This window comes from Deinococcus metallilatus (assembly GCF_004758605.1).
Lineage (GTDB): Bacteria > Deinococcota > Deinococci > Deinococcales > Deinococcaceae > Deinococcus > Deinococcus metallilatus.
In genome coordinates this window covers 1494119-1509603 of the sequence record NZ_CP038512.1, presented here as the reverse complement: position 1 = coordinate 1509603, position 15485 = coordinate 1494119, and the positions used below count along the sequence as shown (strand labels likewise).

Annotated in this window: 14 protein-coding genes; 9 read left to right on the top strand and 5 right to left on the bottom strand. The window is 68.4% G+C overall.

Annotated elements, in window-relative coordinates; all coding sequences use genetic code 11:
- Positions 1–13: 13 nt before the first annotated feature.
- Entirely contained in the window at positions 14–2050 is a 2037-nt protein-coding gene (gene ligA, locus E5F05_RS13255) for an NAD-dependent DNA ligase LigA (RefSeq protein WP_129119111.1), read from the bottom strand.
- 228 nt (positions 2051–2278) lie between these two features.
- Here ligA and E5F05_RS13250 point away from each other — a divergent pair, with 228 nt between their 5' ends.
- From E5F05_RS13250 to E5F05_RS13230, 5 genes are all read left to right on the top strand, one after another.
- Positions 2279–3391: a BMP family lipoprotein gene (locus tag E5F05_RS13250; RefSeq protein ID WP_129119110.1), complete on the top strand. Its 1113-nt coding sequence runs from the start codon at positions 2279–2281 to the stop codon at positions 3389–3391.
- A 488-nt stretch (positions 3392–3879) separates the two neighbouring features.
- Positions 3880–6897 carry an excinuclease ABC subunit UvrA gene (uvrA, locus tag E5F05_RS13245; protein WP_129119109.1) on the top strand — a complete coding sequence of 1006 codons (3018 nt, stop codon included), beginning with the start codon at positions 3880–3882 and terminating at the stop codon, positions 6895–6897.
- On the top strand, positions 6894–7583 hold the full coding sequence (locus E5F05_RS13240) for a hypothetical protein (protein ID WP_129119108.1): 690 nt from the start codon (positions 6894–6896) through the stop codon (positions 7581–7583). The genes uvrA and E5F05_RS13240 overlap by 4 nt, the downstream gene beginning before the upstream one ends.
- A 68-nt stretch (positions 7584–7651) precedes the next feature.
- Complete coding sequence (locus tag E5F05_RS13235; protein ID WP_129119107.1) at positions 7652–8362, top strand: DsbA family protein; 711 nt, start codon at positions 7652–7654, stop codon at positions 8360–8362.
- Positions 8359–8799, top strand: coding sequence for a disulfide bond formation protein B (locus E5F05_RS13230; protein WP_129119106.1), 441 nt, complete (start codon positions 8359–8361; stop codon positions 8797–8799). The genes E5F05_RS13235 and E5F05_RS13230 overlap by 4 nt, the downstream gene beginning before the upstream one ends.
- A gap of 96 nt (positions 8800–8895) precedes the next feature.
- On the opposite strand, the gene E5F05_RS13225 is transcribed toward E5F05_RS13230, so the two are convergent.
- Entirely contained in the window at positions 8896–9693 is a 798-nt protein-coding gene (locus E5F05_RS13225) for an SDR family NAD(P)-dependent oxidoreductase (protein WP_129119105.1), read from the bottom strand.
- An 89-nt stretch (positions 9694–9782) separates the two neighbouring features.
- Here E5F05_RS13225 and E5F05_RS13220 point away from each other — a divergent pair, with 89 nt between their 5' ends.
- Complete coding sequence (locus E5F05_RS13220) at positions 9783–10472, top strand: HAD family hydrolase (RefSeq protein ID WP_129119104.1); 690 nt, start codon at positions 9783–9785, stop codon at positions 10470–10472.
- Here E5F05_RS13220 and E5F05_RS21370 read toward each other — a convergent pair.
- Positions 10469–10645 (bottom strand): hypothetical protein, encoded by a 177-nt coding sequence (locus E5F05_RS21370; protein WP_164973474.1) that lies wholly within the window; start codon positions 10643–10645, stop codon positions 10469–10471. The two genes, E5F05_RS13220 and E5F05_RS21370, sit on opposite strands and share 4 nt — an antisense overlap.
- Positions 10646–11437, bottom strand: coding sequence for an inositol monophosphatase family protein (locus E5F05_RS13215; protein ID WP_129119103.1), 792 nt, complete (start codon positions 11435–11437; stop codon positions 10646–10648).
- Positions 11438–11482: 45 nt separating this feature from the next.
- Between E5F05_RS13215 and E5F05_RS13210 the strand changes: the two genes are divergently transcribed.
- A complete protein-coding gene (locus E5F05_RS13210; protein WP_129119102.1) occupies positions 11483–12130 on the top strand; it encodes a hypothetical protein in 648 nt (215 codons plus the stop codon).
- Here the strand turns inward: E5F05_RS13210 and E5F05_RS13205 are convergent.
- The gene (locus tag E5F05_RS13205) at positions 12127–12729 is read right to left on the bottom strand and encodes a hypothetical protein (RefSeq protein ID WP_129119101.1); all 603 of its coding nucleotides are present in this window, start codon (positions 12727–12729) and stop codon (positions 12127–12129) included. The genes E5F05_RS13210 and E5F05_RS13205 overlap by 4 nt on opposite strands.
- A gap of 24 nt (positions 12730–12753) precedes the next feature.
- Here E5F05_RS13205 and purB point away from each other — a divergent pair, with 24 nt between their 5' ends.
- Positions 12754–14061 (top strand): adenylosuccinate lyase, encoded by a 1308-nt coding sequence (gene purB, locus E5F05_RS13200; RefSeq protein ID WP_129119100.1) that lies wholly within the window; start codon positions 12754–12756, stop codon positions 14059–14061.
- A 105-nt stretch (positions 14062–14166) separates the two neighbouring features.
- Positions 14167–15396, top strand: coding sequence for an ABC transporter substrate-binding protein (locus E5F05_RS13195; RefSeq protein WP_129119099.1), 1230 nt, complete (start codon positions 14167–14169; stop codon positions 15394–15396).
- The last annotated feature ends 89 nt before the right edge of the window (positions 15397–15485 follow it).

The following is a 15485-nucleotide window of genomic DNA, read 5'->3' as shown; positions in this document are numbered from 1 at the left end:
CACCGGCCACACGCTACACGCCCCGCTCCGCCAGGAGCGCCCCCAGACCCGCCTCGTCCAGCACCGTGATCCCCAGTTCGCGGGCGCGGTCGAGTTTGCTGCCTGCCTCCTCGCCCGCGACGAGGTAGCTGGTCTTCTTGGTGACGCTGCCGGTGACGCGCGCTCCGGCCGCTTCCAACCGCGCCTTGATCTCGTCGCGGGGGCGGGAGAGGGCGCCGGTGAGGACGAAGCTCAGGCCCGCCAGGGCGTCGCCGCGTGGGGCCGTCTCCTCCACGGGGTTCAGGCCGCGTTCGCGCAGGCGGCGGATCAGGTCCTGCATGCTGGGGTCGGTCAGGGCCGCGGTCACGCTCTGGGCGATGGTGCCGCCCATCCCGGGCACCGCCTCGATCTGTTCGGGCGTGGCGGCGAGGAGGGCGTCCAGCGTGCCGAAGGCGTGGGCGAGCGCCTGAGCGTTGCGTTCCCCGACGTGGTTCATGCCCAGCGCGTTGATCAGGCGCCAGAGGGGCCGCGTCTTGCTGGCTTCCAATTGCGCGAGGATATTCGCGGCCTTCTTCTCGCCGCTGCGCTCCAGCGCCGCGAGCTGCTCGGCGTTCAGGGTGTAGAGGTCGGCGGCGTCGCGGACCAGGCCCACCGCGAGCAGTTGCTCGATCAGCTTCTCCCCGATGCCGCGCACGTCCATCGCGCCCCGGCTGACGAAGTAGCGCAGCCGCTCGAACTGCTGCGCCGGGCAGGCGGGGTTGGGGCAGTAGGTGTTGGCGTCGCCCTCGGCGCGCGTGACCTCGTGCCCGCACTCGGGGCAGTGGGTGGGGAACTGGTAGGGGACGGCGTCAAGCGGGCGCTTTTCCAGCACCACGCGCATAATCTGCGGGATCACGCCGCCCGACTTGCGGACCACCACCGTGTCCCCGATCCGCAGGTCGAGGTCGCGGATGTAGTCCTCGTTGTGGAGGGTCGCCTTGCTGACGGTGCTGCCCTCGATCAGCCGGGGCGCGAGGTGCGCGAGGGGCGCGAGCTTGCCGGTGCGGCCCACGTTCACCGTGATGCTTTCCAGCACCGTCTCCACCTCCTCGACCGGGAACTTGTAGGCGATGGCCCAGCGGGGCGCGCGGCTGGTGAATCCGGCTTCGGCCTCCAGCGCCAGCGAGTCCAGTTTCAGCACCGTGCCGTCGGCGTCGAACTCAAACTGCGCCCGCTGCTGCGTCATGCGGCGGTGATAGTCGGCGGCGGCCTGGAGGCCCGTGAACGTCTCGCTGTAGCGGCTGGTCGGGAAGCCCTGCGCGGCGAGCCAGGTCAGCACCTCGGCCTGGGTACGGGCCGGGACGCTGTCGCGCTTGCCCAGAGCGTAGAAAATGGCCTTGAGGTTCCGCGTGCGGGTCACCTCGGGGTCTTTCTGCCGCAGGGCCCCGGCGGCCCCATTGCGGGGGTTTTTCAGCAGGGGCGTGCCCAGTTCCTCCGCGCGGGCGTTGAAGTCCGCGAAGTCGGCCCGGCTGAGATACACCTCGCCGCGCACCTCCAGCTCGCCCTGGAGGCCGGGCAGCTCGCGGGGCAGGCCGGGAACGGTGAGCACCTGCTCCGTCACCATCTCCCCGACACGCCCGTTGCCGCGCGTGGCCGCCCATTGCAGCGTGCCGTCCACGTAATACAGATTCACGCTCAGGCCGTCGATCTTCAGCTCGCCGGTGTACGTGAAGCCGTCGTAGTCGGGGGGAAGGTTCAGCGCCCGCGCCAGCTTCTCCTGCCACTCGGCCAGTTCCTCGTCGTCGAAGACGTTGTCGAGGCTGGTCATGGGGGTGGGGTGGTTCACGGGCTGGAAGGCCGCGCTGGGGGCGCCGCCGACCTGCTGCGTCGGCGTGGTGGCCCCCACCCACTCCGGGTGCGCCTCCTCGATGGACCGCAGCTCACGCACCAGACGGTCGTACACGTCGTCGGGAATCTCGGGGGCGTCCAGCTCATGATAGGCGCGGGCGTGGCGCTCGACCTCGGCGCGCAGGGTCTGGTAGTGGTCCCGGGTGACCTCGGCGGGCGGGGTATCAGGGGCGGGGTGACTCATGCCGGAAGCGTAGCACCGGGCAGGCATTCGGGCCGGACCGGAACGGGGTGTGCCCAGAAAGAGTTTCGGGGAGACATGAAGAAAGGCTCAGCGCCCTTCGTCCCTGCCTCTCATCTGCGTCAGGCGGAGGTCATGTGGAACGGGGTCTAGACACCTGCCGATTTCCGTATACTCTGTTCTGGGTTTCACTCCCTTTCAACTCAGCATCCCACTCCACCGGAGGAACACATGAAGAAATTCCTGACGCTCGCCCTCGCCACCGCCGTTGCCACCTCGGCCACCCTCGCCGCCGCGCAGGGGGCCACCCGCGTCGGCATCGCCTTCGATGCGGGCGGCAAGTTCGACAAGAGCTTCAACCAGAGCGCCTGGGAGGGCACCCAGCGCGCCCAGAAGAACCTCGGCGTGCAGGTCAAGGACTTTGAACCCAGCGACCCCAGCCAGACGGTGCAGGGCATCCGCTCCTTCGCCAACCAGGGCTTCGACCTGACCATCGGCGTGGGCTTTGCCAACAATGCCAGCGTCACGCAGGTCGCCAAGGAGAACCCGGACCTCGCCTTCGGCCTGGTGGACGACATCAGCCCCGCGAAGAACGTCGCCAGCCTGGTGTTCTCCGAGCAGGAGGGCAGCTACCTGGTGGGCTACCTGGCGGGCCTGAACAGCAGCACCGGCGTGGTCGGCTTCGTGGGCGGCATGGACGTGCCGCTGATCCACAAGTTCGAGGCCGGGTACACCGCGGGCGTGAAGGCCGCCAACCCCAGGGCGAAGGTCATCGCGCAGTACGTGGGCACCACCCCCGACGCCTGGAACAACCCCGGCAAGGCCAAGGAGATCGCGGCCAGCATGCGCGCCAAGGGCGCCGACATCATCTTCGCCGCGGCGGGCGCCAGCGGCAACGGCGTCATCGACTACGTCAAGCAGACGCAGTGCCTCAAGGCCGCGAACCTGCCCGCGGGCGTGAAGTTCACCAGCGACAACTTCAAGACCGTGTCCAAGAGCGCCAGCTACAAGCAGGCCTGCGCGGGCAACACCCGCCCGATGTTCTTTATCGGCGTGGACAGCAACCAGAACTACCTCGGCGACTTCGACAAGAACCCCGCCACCCTGAACCACGGCCTGACCTCGATGATGAAGCGCGTGGACAACGCCGTGTACGCCCTGATCAAGGATGTCAAGGACAACAAGTTCAAGGGTGGCGAGCGCCGCTTCGGCCTGAAGGAAAACGGCGTGGGCTACGCGATGGACCAGTACAACAAGGTCCTGATCCCCAGCAGCCAGGTGCTGAAGGTCGAAGCCATCAAGAACCAGATCATCAACGGCAAGATCAAGGTGCCCACCCAGTAAATCACGGCAGTTCAGGCAAGGCGGCCCCACGCGGGTCGCCTGCTTTTTTGTTGAGGCTCTGAGCCTTGAGCCATGAGCAGTCCCCGGAAGCTTAGGGCGTCAGCCATCTTGCTCGTAGCCAGGGCGACCACAACGTCCGGTTTTGGGCCTGCTCGCCTCGATTAACCCCTCAGTCCGCTTCGCTCAAGGGGAGCCAGAGACTCTATTTGCCCCCTACAGGAAGCTCAAGCTGTGGCCTCCCCTTGAGGGGAGGTGGCCCGCAGGGCCGGACTCGCAGAGCGGCGCAGCAGAGGGCTTCAACCGAGTTGTGCGGACTCGGTGACTTTGCGGTAGCCCTGGCTCTCCCGTTCCCTTTCCTGCGCGAACCTGCCTTGAGGTGCTAGAATGGCCTGTTTCAGAGCGAAGGAGTCACCCCTCCTTACGCGACCAGCAGAACCCCCAGGCGGCGCAGGGGCTTCCCAGACGCCGTTTCCCAAAGGAGCCTGAGTTTGCAGAACCAGAACCTGATTGTACGCGGGGCGCGGGAACACAACCTCAAGAACGTGACGGTCGAGCTGCCGCGCGACAAGTTCGTGGTGATCACCGGCGTCTCCGGCAGCGGCAAGAGCACGCTGGCCTTCGACACCATCTACGCCGAAGGCCAGCGCCGCTACGTGGAGTCCCTCAGTGCCTACGCGCGGCAGTTCCTAGGCCTGATGGAAAAGCCGGACGTGGAGAGCATCGAGGGCCTCTCCCCCGCCATCTCCATCGACCAGAAGACCACCAGCCACAACCCGCGCAGCACGGTGGGCACCGTCACCGAGATTCACGATTACCTGCGCCTGCTGTACGCCCGCGTCGGCACGCCGTACTGCCCGATCTGCGGGCGCAAGATCGAGAAGCAGAGTCCCAGCGAGATCACCGACCGGCTGCTCACGCAGTTCGCGGACGCGCGGGCGATCCTGCTCGCGCCGGTCGTGCGCGGGCGCAAGGGCGAGTACCGCAAGCTGTTCGGGGACCTGCGGCGCGAGGGCTTCGCGCGCGTGCGGGTGGACGGCACCCTCTACGAGCTGGAGGAAGCCGAGAAGCTGAAGCTGGAGAAGTTCGAGAAGCATGACGTGGACGTGGTCGTGGACCGCGTGACGCTGCGCGAGTCCGACCGCAGCCGCATCGCGGAGAGCGTGGAACTGGGCCTGCGGCGCGGCGAGGGGCTGCTGCGGGTGCTGATGCCGGACTCGGGGGCCGAGGAACTGTACTCCGAGAAGTTCGCCTGCCCGGAACACGGCAGCGTGCTGGAGGAACTGGAACCGCGCTCCTTCAGTTTCAACAATCCCTACGGGGCCTGCCCCGACTGCGCGGGCCTGGGCAGCAAGCAGGAGTTCGCGCCGGAACTGGTGATCGACGAGAAGCTCAGCATCGCGGAGGGCGCGATTCTCCCGTGGAGCAAGAAGGGCACCGGCGGCGGCGTGTACTACTGGGACAAGCTCAAGGCGCTCGCGGAGCACCTGGACTTCGACCTCAAGACGCCCTGGCGCGACCTGCCGGAACAGGCCAAAAAGGCGATCCTGCACGGGCCGGGCGAGCCCTTCGAGGTGGTGTACCGCCGGAACGGCAAGGAAACCATGCGCTTCACGACCGAGTTCGAGGGTGTCCTCGTGAACCTGGAGCGGCGCTACGCCGACACCGAGTCCGAGTTCATGCGTGAGAAGCTGGAGGAACTGATGGAACTCCGGCCCTGCCCGACCTGCGGCGGCACGCGCTACAAGCCCGAGATCCTGGCGGTGCGCGTGGGCGGCCTGAACATCTCGCAGGCGAGTGGGATGAGCGTGCTGGAAGCGGACGCCTTCTTCCGCGAACTTCAGGAAGGCACCGTGGAGCGCGCGCTGATCGAGCCGCACCTGCACGAACACCTGGGCGGCACCGCGAAGGCACACGAACCACGGCGCTACGAGTACGGCCTGAACGAGTTCGGCACCGCCGTCGCCGCGCCGATCCTCAAGGCGATCCGCACCCGGCTGAAGTTCCTGGTGGACGTGGGGCTGGATTACCTCAGCCTCGACCGCACCGCGAACACGCTCTCGGGTGGGGAGGCGCAGCGCATCCGCCTGGCCACTCAGGTCGGCTCGGGCCTGACGGGCGTGCTGTATGTGCTGGACGAACCCTCCATCGGCCTGCACCCCAAGGACAACGGGCGCTTGATCGGCACGCTGAAGAACCTGCGCGACCTCGGCAATACCCTGATCGTGGTCGAGCACGACGAGGACACCATGCTGGAGGCCGACTACCTGGTGGACATGGGGCCGGGCGCGGGGGTCCACGGCGGCGAGGTGGTGGCGGTCGGGACGCCCGAGCAGGTCCGGGACAACCCGGGCAGCCTGACCGGCAAGTACCTGCGCGGCGACCTGAAGATCGAGGTCCCGCAGACGCGGAGGCGCGGCAACGGCAAGAAGCTGAAGGTGATCGGGGCGCGCGAACACAACCTCAAGGACGTGAATATCGACATCCCGCTGGGGACGATGACGGTCGTGACTGGGCCGAGCGGGTCGGGCAAGTCCACCCTGATCCACGACATCCTGCACGCCACGCTGGCCCGCGAACTCAACGGCGCGAAGACCAACCCCGGCAGGTTTGACCGGATCGAGGGCATGGAGTACCTCGACAAGGTGATCGAGATCGACCAGTCGCCTATCGGCCGGACGCCGCGCTCCAACCCGGCGACGTACACCGGCGTCTTCACCGAGATTCGCGACCTCTTCACCCGGACGCCGGAAGCGCGGCGGCGCGGGTACCAGGCGGGGCGTTTCTCCTTCAACGTGAAGGGCGGGCGCTGCGAGCACTGCAAGGGCGACGGCGTGATGAAGATCGAGATGAACTTCCTGCCCGACATCTACGTGCCGTGCGAGGTCTGCAAGGGGGCCAGGTACAACCGCGAGACGCTGGAAGTCAAGTACAACGGCAAGACCATCAGCGAAGTGCTGGATATGACGGTGGAGGACGCCCGCACCTTCTTCGAGAACATCCCCGGCATCGAGCGCAAGATGCAACTGCTGTGCGACGTGGGCCTGGGCTACATGAAGATCGGGCAGCCCTCGACCACCCTTTCCGGCGGCGAGGCGCAGCGCATCAAGCTGGCCTCCGAACTGTCCAAGCGCGCGACCGGCAAGACGATCTACATCCTCGACGAGCCGACGACCGGCCTGCACTTCGAGGACGTGCGGAAGCTGCTGGAGGTGCTGGAGCGGCTGGTGGAGGGTGGGAACACGCTGGTGGTCATTGAGCATAATCTCGATGTGATGAAGTGCGCCGACCACATCATCGACCTGGGGCCGGAAGGCGGCGTGCGGGGGGGCACGGTCGTGGCGACCGGAACACCCGAGCAACTGGCCGCCCACCCGACGAGCTACACCGGGGAGTACCTGCGCCGCGTGCCGGGCATCGTCCCCGCCGGGAGCCAGGCCGAGGAGCCGGAACTGGTGGGGGCGACCCCGGCCAGGAAGACCCGGACGAAGAAGGCGGTCGGGGCGTGACGCGCGCCCTCGCGCCCGCGCAGGCCGCCGCGCCGCGTCTGTCGCCGGTCTGGACGGTGCTGCGGCTGCTGGGCGGCTGGGCGCTGGTCGGGCTGCTGGCATACCTGCTGTGGACGCCGGGTGCATGGTCCGCGAAGCTGCTCGCCTGGGTGCTGCTGACCATCCTGGCCGACGAGTTCGGCGGGTGGTTCGGGTACATCGGGGCGCTGCTGGGGGGTCTGCCGTTCTTCGCCCCCGGGGCGCTGCCCTCCCAGTGGCCGGTGATCGTGCCGCTGGTGGGCGGGGCGCTGCTGGCGCTGCTGCTGGTCAAGCACTCGGGCGGAGCCTTCGTGCTGCCCTTTGCCGCCGTGATCTTCGCGCTGCCGCTGCTGGCCCTGGCCCGCTTCGGGACCAAGCTGGACCCGGGGCTGACGCTGCCCGCCAACGCGACCTTTCAGCGCACCGCCCTGACGGCCATGCTGGCGGGCCTGGCCTTCAGCTTCGTGCGGCAACTGGTGGGCGTGGCCTGGCGGTACAGTGCCCGCAGACGCGCCGCGCGGCGGGCTGTTCCCACGGCGGCCCAGGTCCCCACCCCGGAACCGCCGCTTCCCCCCAGCGAGGTCATCACCGCGACCGCCGCACCCGAGGAAGGCCAACCGGGCAGCGTGGCCGCGACCACGGCTCAGGAACCGGGCCGTCAGGGCTGACGCGCTCCTGCCGCCTCCGGGTCATCCGCCCGCCCCAGCCATCCGGGGCGGGCGGTACACTTTGGGACGTGACCAGACTCCAGGGAAGCAACCAGAACCGCACGGTGCTGGTGATCGGCACGCTGATCGCTGTCGTGTTGATCGCCATCGCCCTGTTCGCCGTCCGGGGCAGGAACACCAACGCGGCGGCGGGAACGGGAGGAACCATGAACTTCAATCTCGCCTCACTGCCCTATGCCGGGAAGGCCGACGCGCCCGTCAATGTGGTGGTGGTGGAGGACTTCAAGTGCCCTATCTGCAAGCAGTTCGAGGAGACGGTGATGCCGGAACTCCAGAACAAGTATGTCGATACTGGCAAGGCGAAGATCTACTCGCTGGTCTGGCCCTTTATCGCCTCGTCCCGCGGGCTGCCGGTGGACGATGGCAAGCTGGCCGCCGAGGCCGCCAAGTGCGTGTACGACCAGGGCGGCAACGACGCCTTCATGCGCTTCAAGGCCATTTTGTTCCGCGCGCAGGGCGACGAACTCAGCGTGTGGGCCACCAAGGACCGCCTCAAGGACCTCGCCAGCAACGTGGAGGGCATCGATCAGGCCAAGTTCAATACCTGCCTTGACAATGACGAAACCGCCGCCCGCGTAGAGGCCGACAAGCAGCAGGCCGAGAAGGCGGGCGTGAACGGCACCCCGACGGTATTCGTGAACGGTCAGAAGATCGAGGGCACCACCCTTGCGGACCTGGCCGCCAAGACCGGCGCCGCCATCGACGCCGCCAGCCAGTGACCCGCGACAACCGCCTCTACCTCGCCTGGGTGGTGGCCCTGCTCGCCACCCTGGGCAGCCTTTACTTCAGCGAGGTGCGCGGCTTCAAGCCCTGCATCCTGTGCTGGTATCAGCGCGTCATGATGTACCCGCTGGCCGTGATCCTGGGGATAGCAGCGCTGGGGGGGGACCTCGGCATCCGCCGCTACGCCCTCCCGCTGGCCGCCATCGGCTGGCTGGTGGCGCTGTATCAGAACCTGGAAACCTGGGGCGTCGTGCCCACCCTCCGCGCCTGCACCACCGATCCGGCCAGTTCCTGCGGCATCCCCTGGCCCATCTGGGGCAGCGGCACCGAGGGGCTGGCCCGGCTCAACACCGTGATCACCATCCCGGTCCTGTCCCTGATCGCCTTCACGCTGATCCTCGGCCTGCTGGGCTGGGGGCGAGGGAGGCGTTAGGGATGAGGGATGAGGCGTTAGGAAAAGAAAGGGGACCGCTCATTGGGCGGCCCTTTCTTTTTTCTTTTCCTAACCCCTAAAACCTAACCCCTCTCCCTACACCGGCCGCCCTGCCATCATGAAGCTTGCCGTCATGCCGCCGTCCACGGGCACAATCGCGCCGGTCATGAAACTGGCCTCGGGGCTGGCGAGGAAGTACACGGCCTGCGCCACCTCGCGCGGTTCGCCCAGGCGGCGCAGGGCGTGGAGGTCCTCGTAGTCGCGGCGGGTCTGCCCCGGGTCCTGGCTCTCGCGGATCGCGTGCAACACCGCCTCGGTGGCGATGGCTCCGGGAGCGACGGCGTTCACGCGGATGCCGTGGGGGGCGAGGTCCAGCGCCGCGGCCCGCGTGAGGTTGACCAGACCGCCCTTGCTGGCGCCATAGGCGGCGTTGCCCGGCTCGGCAAAGAGGCCCTGCACGCTGGCGACATTCACGATGGCGCTGCCGGGGGGCATCAGGGGGGCCAGCGCGCGGATCAGCAGCAGCGGCGCGGTGAGGTTCACCGCCAGGGTGCGGCTCCAGCCGCGTTCGCTGACCTCCAGCACGCCGCCGTGCGCGTCCTGGTAGGCGGCATTGTTCACCAGGACATCGACCGCCCCCAGGTCGCGGGCCACCCGCAGGATGCGCTCACGGCCCGCGGTGGTACCCACGTCGGCCTTCATGCGGACCTGCCCGGCGAGGACGGGCGGGAGGTTCAGGTCCACGCCGAGGACGCTGTGCCCGCGCTCCACGTAGAGTTCCGCGATGGCACGCCCGATGCCGCGCGCCGCTCCCGTGACGACGACCGTACCGGGGTTCGGCGCGCCTGCGGCGGCGTCCGGCTGGCCGTCCCTGGGGTTGCTCTTGCGCGTCATAGTCCAGTGTGCAACCCGGCCCCCGGGTCTGTGCGCCGTGTGAAGGGCCGCTCAAGGTTCTCACGGGAGGAGGCGCGTAGCCTGGGCGGATGAGTCACTCCCAGCCCGCCTCCCTGGACGCCGCCCTGAACCCCGGCCGCCTGCGGGGCGTGCTGCTGGATGTGGACGGCACGCTCATTGACTCCAACGACGCGCACGCCCACGCCTGGGTGGCGGCGCTCCGCGAGGAAGGCTTTGACCGGACCTTCGAGGAGGTGCGTCCCCTGATCGGCATGGGCGGCGACCAGTTGATTCCCAGGCTGACCGGCGAAGACAGCCAGAGCGCGGTGGGAAAGCGGCTCACGCAGGGGTGGCTGAAGAACTTCAAGCCGCTGATCCCCAATCTGCACGCCACCCGGGGCGCGCGGGCGCTGGTGGAAGGCTTGCAGGCGCGCGGCCTGAAGGTCGTCCTGGCGACCAGCGGCGAGGCCGAGATCGTGGACGCGCTGCTGAAGCAGGCGCACCTGGACGACCTGAAGCTCGATAGGGTCAGCAGCAGCGAGGTGGAGAGCAGCAAACCCGCGCCCGATCTGGTCCAGGTCGGGCTGGAGAAACTGGGCCTGCCTGCCGGGGCGGCGCTGATGGTCGGGGACACCCCCTACGACGCGAAGGCCGCGCACAAGGCGCATGTGCCCTGCGTCCTCCTGCGCTGCGGCGGCGACACGGGGCTGGAGGAATACGGGCTGGTGCTGGATGATCCGAAGGCCTTGCTGGAGGCGCTGGAGGGGGCGCAGGGCTAGCCCTCCCCCCGCAACTCGCGCAGCAGCCAGAACCCCACCGCGTCGAACAGGGCCACCAGCGCCAGCGAGCCGAGGCCGGGCAGCCATTCCCCGCGCCCGAACTGGAGCAGGCTGGAGGCGAGGCCGCCCAGGTTCAGCAGGGCGAGCAGCGCGACCAGCAGGCCCGGCAGCATTCAGGCCCCCTCTTCCCGCAGCAGGGCGAGGAGTTCCGCGTGCAGGAGGCCATTGGTGGCGACGATCATCTCCGCGTAGGGGTCGGGCGAGCCGTGGGCGTCGGTGACGGTGCCGCCCGCCTCCTGCACGATCAGGCTGCCCGCGGCGCTGTCCCAGGGTTTCAGGCCAAGCTCCCAGTAGGCGTCCATGCGCCCGCAGGCGACGTTGCACAGGTCGAGGGCGGCGGCCCCGGGGCGGCGGACGGGCACGCCCAGACGCAGCAGCCGCGCCACCAGGGCGAGATTGCGCCCGCCGCCCGTGTCGTAGGGAAAGCCAGTGGACACCAGCGCAGGCGTGGTCAGGCCCGGCGTGGTGCTGACGCGAATGGGCTGGCCGTTCAGGTCCGCGCCCCCACCCCGGCGGGCCGTGAACAGTTCCTGGCGGGTGGGGTCGAACACCGCGCCGACCACCCGCTCTCCATCCACCTCCAGCGCCACGCTCGCGCAGAAGAACGGAAAGCCGTGGGCGTAGTTCACCGTACCGTCCAGCGGGTCCACGATCCAGCGGCAGGGGACATCAGCCGGACCGCGGCCCAGCCCCTCCTCCTCGCCCAGCACCGCGTGGTCGGGGTAAGTGCGGGCGATCACAGTACGGATGGCGGCCTCGGCCAGAGCGTCCACCTCGGTCACGAGGTCGCTGGGGGTGGTCTTGCTGCGGATGTTGAGGGCCTTCCCCAGGTGGGCGAGGTGAATCTCTCCGGCGGTCCGGGCCGCCTCTACCGCCACCGTCCATGCCTGCTGGAGATCGATCATGCGGCGAGTGTAGTGGAGCGGCGAAGGCGGGCGCACAATGGAGCCATGCCCCGGCCTGCCCTGGTTTCCCTGCTGCTCGCCGTGACCCTGTGTGCCTGCGCGCCGGGTGGGGTCCGTGAGCTGCATTTCCGCCCGGAGCCAGCGGGGAGCGAGCCGGTAGCGGCGCGGCTCCTGACCGAACAGCGGGTACCCGAAGGCCGCCTGCTGAGCGTGAAGGAGGCCGTGGCCCGCGCGCCAGCGGGCAGCCTGCTCGTGGTGTGCGGCGCGCGCTGGCAGCTCTCGCGGCCCTGGGGCCTGTGCAGCCACCTCTCCCGCAAGCTCGCCCCGGGCCTCCTCACGGAAGCGCCGGGCATCTTCGGGGGCGGCCTGCTGAACGGCGGCGTGCAGACCGTGCCCGAAACCCGCCTGGAAAAGCGGGACGTGGTGATCGTGCTGGATGTGGGCGTGCGTGAGGACCAGCTCCCGGCCCTGCGCGCCGAGGCCGCGCGGCTGAGCGGCACGCCGTACCGGGTGGCGGGCCTCCTCGACCGGGACGGCGGGCTGGACTGCGCCACCTACCAGAACGCCTTGCAGCGGGCGCTGGGCCTGCCGGACGCCGTGCCGTTCAACTCCCTGTGGAACCTCTATCTCCCGCAGGACGCGCTGAAGATGCCCGGCGCGCGGGTGCTGTGGGTGGGCGTGCGCGGCGGCTAGAGGGCGTCCCCGAGGGCCTGCGTTTCAGCCGCCGCCCGCTCGTCGTCCGCTTCCTGAAAAGCCGCCTGCGCCTGCCTGTATTCCGTAAGGGCCGTGTCGCGGTCACCCGCGCGGGCGGCCAGATTGCCCAGGGCCCGGTGAACGCAGCCGAGCGTCATCGGATCGTCGGCCGCCTGGGCGTCGGCCAGCGCGGCAGTCAGGGCGGCCCGCGCCTCCTCCGCCTCCCCGAGAGCCAGCCGGTTCACGCCGACCTCGTACCCGTTCACGGCCCGTTTGAAGGCGCGTTCGTCCTCGGGGAGCCGCTCGATCAGGGCCCGCTCTTCCTCGAAAAGGCGCAGGGCGGCGCCAGGATTTCCGGCCAGACGCTCCACCGTGCCGAGCTGGTGCAGCGGGACGTGTTCCCAGGGCTGGCCCGCGTGGGCGGCGCGCAACCTGCCGTAGACCTCGCGGGCCTCGTCAAAGCGCCTGTCATGCGCCAGGGCGTACCCCAGCGCCATCTGGCCGGGGTCGGAGGCGAGCAGGGCCGGATCGGCCTCCAGCCGCGCCCGCGCATCGGCGTAACGTCCCTCGTCGATGGCCTGCCATACGTCCCCCAGCATGGCAAACAGGATAAGCTGCCCGCCGTGATTGACCGTTACCTGACTCCCGAGATGAAGGCACTGTGGAGCGAGGCCAGCAAGTACCGCGCGTGGCTCAAGGTGGAACTCGCCGCGATGGAGGCGCAGTCCCGGCACGGCGAGGTACCCCGGGAAGCCTTCGACACGCTGACCGAGCGCGGGAAGGCCGATCCGCTCGACGAGGCCTTTGCCCGGAAGGTGGCCGAGATCGAGGCGGTCACCCGGCACGACATCGTGGCCTTTACCCGCGCCCTGACCGAACGCTACGGCGAGGAGGCCCGCTTCATTCACCACGGCCTGACGAGCACCGATGTGGTGGACACCGCCCAGAACCTGCTGCTGGACGAGGCGCTGAACATCATTCAGGAGGACGTGCGTGCGCTGCGGGAAGTGTGCCGGGTGCAGGCCGTCACCCACAAGCACACGCCGACCGTGGGCCGCACCCACGGCATCCACGCCGAGCCGATGACCTTCGGCCTGAAGTTCCTGAACTGGATGGCGACGCTGGACCGCGATCTGGAGCGTCTGGCTGCCGCCCGCCAGCGTATCCGGGTGGTGATGCTGTCGGGGTCGGTCGGCACCTACGCCCACGTTTCGCCCCGCATTGAGGAGGAGGTCGCCGCCGCCTGGGGCTGGGAGGCGGCGCCGGTCACCAACCAGACGCTCGCCCGCGACCGTCACGCGGAGGTGCTCTCGGCGCTCGCCATCCTGGGGACGACGCTGGAAAAGATCGCGGTGGAAATCCGCCACCTCCAGCGCAGCGAGGTCCGTGAGGCGATGGAGCCTTTTCAGAAGGGGCAGACGGGCAGTTCCTCCATGCCGCACAAGAAGAATCCGATCCTGACGGAGAACGTGACCGGCTTTGCGCGGCTGCTGCGCGGGTATCTGGTGACCGGGCTGGAAAACGTGGCGCTGTGGCACGAGCGCGACATCAGCCACTCCAGCGCCGAGCGGGTGATCCTGCCCGACGCGACCTCGGCGGCGAGTTACGCCACCCGCCGTCTGACGGGCGTGCTGCGTGACCTGGTGGTCTTCCCCGAGCGGATGCTGCGAAACCTCAACGACCTGGGCGGGCTGGTCTTCAGCCAGCGGGTCCTGCACGCATTGATCGACGAGAAGGGGCTGAGCCGCGAGGCCGCCTACGATCTCGTGCAGCGCAACGCCCTGCGGAGCTGGGAGACGGGTGAGGGCCTGCGCGACCTGCTGCGCGCCGACGCGGACAACCCACTGAGCGAGGCCGAACTGGACGCCGCCTTCGATTTGCAGTGGTATCTGCGGCACGTGGGGGACATCTACGCGCGCTTCGGGCTATGAGCGCCGGGCCGGTGCATGAGACTGAGCCCTCATCCTCTCAGACGGCTTCAGGTTGCTCACGCTAGAGTTTGCCCTGTACCTCACATTCCGCCTCAAGGAGTTCCCATGAAGAAGTTCCTGATGACCGCCGCCCTGCTGGCCCTCGGCAGCGCCAGCGCACAGAAGACGCAAGTGGAGTTCTGGACCATCGCGCTCGCGCCCCTCTTCAACGACGAGATGAACCGGCTGGTGGCGCAGTTCGAGAAGGAAAACCCGAACGTGGAACTCAAGTGGGTGGACGTGCCCGCCTCCGCCATCGAGCAGAAGCTGCTGGCGGCCATCGCCTCGGGCCGTCCGCCCGCCGCCGTCAACCTGGCCTCGGACATGGTCGTGAAGATGGTGGACCAGGGGGCGCTGGAACCCCTGACGCTGACCGACGCGCAGAAGAAGGTGTACTTCGCCTCGCCGCTGAACACCTTCACCTTTGGCGACAAGGTGATGGGCGTGCCGTGGTACTGGGCACCGAAGGTCGTGGCCTACAACACCGACATCTTCCGCAAGGCGGGCCTGGACCCCAACAACCCGCCCCGCACGATCCAGACGCTGATCGCCGCCGCCAGGCAGATCAAGGACAAGACCGGCCTGTACGGCTTCATGCCGAACATCAACAACCTGAACATGCTGGTGCTGTTCCAGGAAGCGGGCCTGCCCATCTTCGACAAGACCGGCGGCAAGGCCGTCTTCAACAGCCCCGAGCACGTGAAACTGCTCCAGAGCTACGTGGACCTGTACAAGCAGGGCTACATCCCGGAAGACACCATGCGCCGGGGCTTCACCGCCGCCACCGAACTGTACTCAGCGGGCAAGCTGGGCATGCTGATCACCGGCCCGCAGTTCATCCTGCGCGTGGCGAACGACAACAAGGACATCTACAACGTCACGAAGGTCGCGCCGTACCCGATCAACATTGCCGGGAACGTGATCCACACCCCGCTGATGGGCTTCGTCGTGCCCAAGGGCGTGAAGGACAAGGCGCTGGCGCAGAAGCTCGCGCTGTTCCTCACCAACGACGTGAACCAGCTCCAGTTCAGCAAGGTCACCAAGACCACCTTCCCCAGCACCGTCAAGGCCAGCACCGACAAGTTCTTCAAGCAGGGCGGGAACAACGCCATCGACCAGGGCAAGCTGGTCAGCTCCACGGAGCTGAAGAAGGCCAAGGACCTCACGCTGGTCTACCCGGACGCCAGCAAGCTCAACAAGGTCTTCAAGGACAACATTGAGGCCGCGATGGCCGGACAGAAGAGCGCGAAACAGGCGCTCGACGACATCGTGAAGGCGTGGAACGCGAGCCTGTAAGCGGCGCGCGAGGAGCGGCACGCGGGGCCTGTCATAGCAGGCCCCGCGTGCCGCCTCGTCTTTTGCCCACCACCTTCACGCCGGAACAG

Excerpts from the sequence above, each read along its gene's own strand:
- ligA (WP_129119111.1), bottom strand. The coding sequence starts at position 2,050 with ATGAGTCACCCCGCCCCTGATACCCCGCCCGCCGAGGTCACCCGGGAC.
- E5F05_RS13250 (WP_129119110.1), top strand. The coding sequence starts at position 2,279 with ATGAAGAAATTCCTGACGCTCGCCCTCGCCACCGCCGTTGCCACCTCG.
- E5F05_RS13225 (WP_129119105.1), bottom strand. The coding sequence starts at position 9,693 with ATGACGCGCAAGAGCAACCCCAGGGACGGCCAGCCGGACGCCGCCGCA.
- E5F05_RS13220 (WP_129119104.1), top strand. The coding sequence starts at position 9,783 with ATGAGTCACTCCCAGCCCGCCTCCCTGGACGCCGCCCTGAACCCCGGC.
- E5F05_RS21370 (WP_164973474.1), bottom strand. The coding sequence starts at position 10,645 with ATGCTGCCGGGCCTGCTGGTCGCGCTGCTCGCCCTGCTGAACCTGGGC.
- E5F05_RS13215 (WP_129119103.1), bottom strand. The coding sequence starts at position 11,437 with ATGATCGATCTCCAGCAGGCATGGACGGTGGCGGTAGAGGCGGCCCGG.
- E5F05_RS13210 (WP_129119102.1), top strand. The coding sequence starts at position 11,483 with ATGCCCCGGCCTGCCCTGGTTTCCCTGCTGCTCGCCGTGACCCTGTGT.
- E5F05_RS13205 (WP_129119101.1), bottom strand. The coding sequence starts at position 12,729 with ATGCTGGGGGACGTATGGCAGGCCATCGACGAGGGACGTTACGCCGAT.
- E5F05_RS13195 (WP_129119099.1), top strand. The coding sequence starts at position 14,167 with ATGAAGAAGTTCCTGATGACCGCCGCCCTGCTGGCCCTCGGCAGCGCC.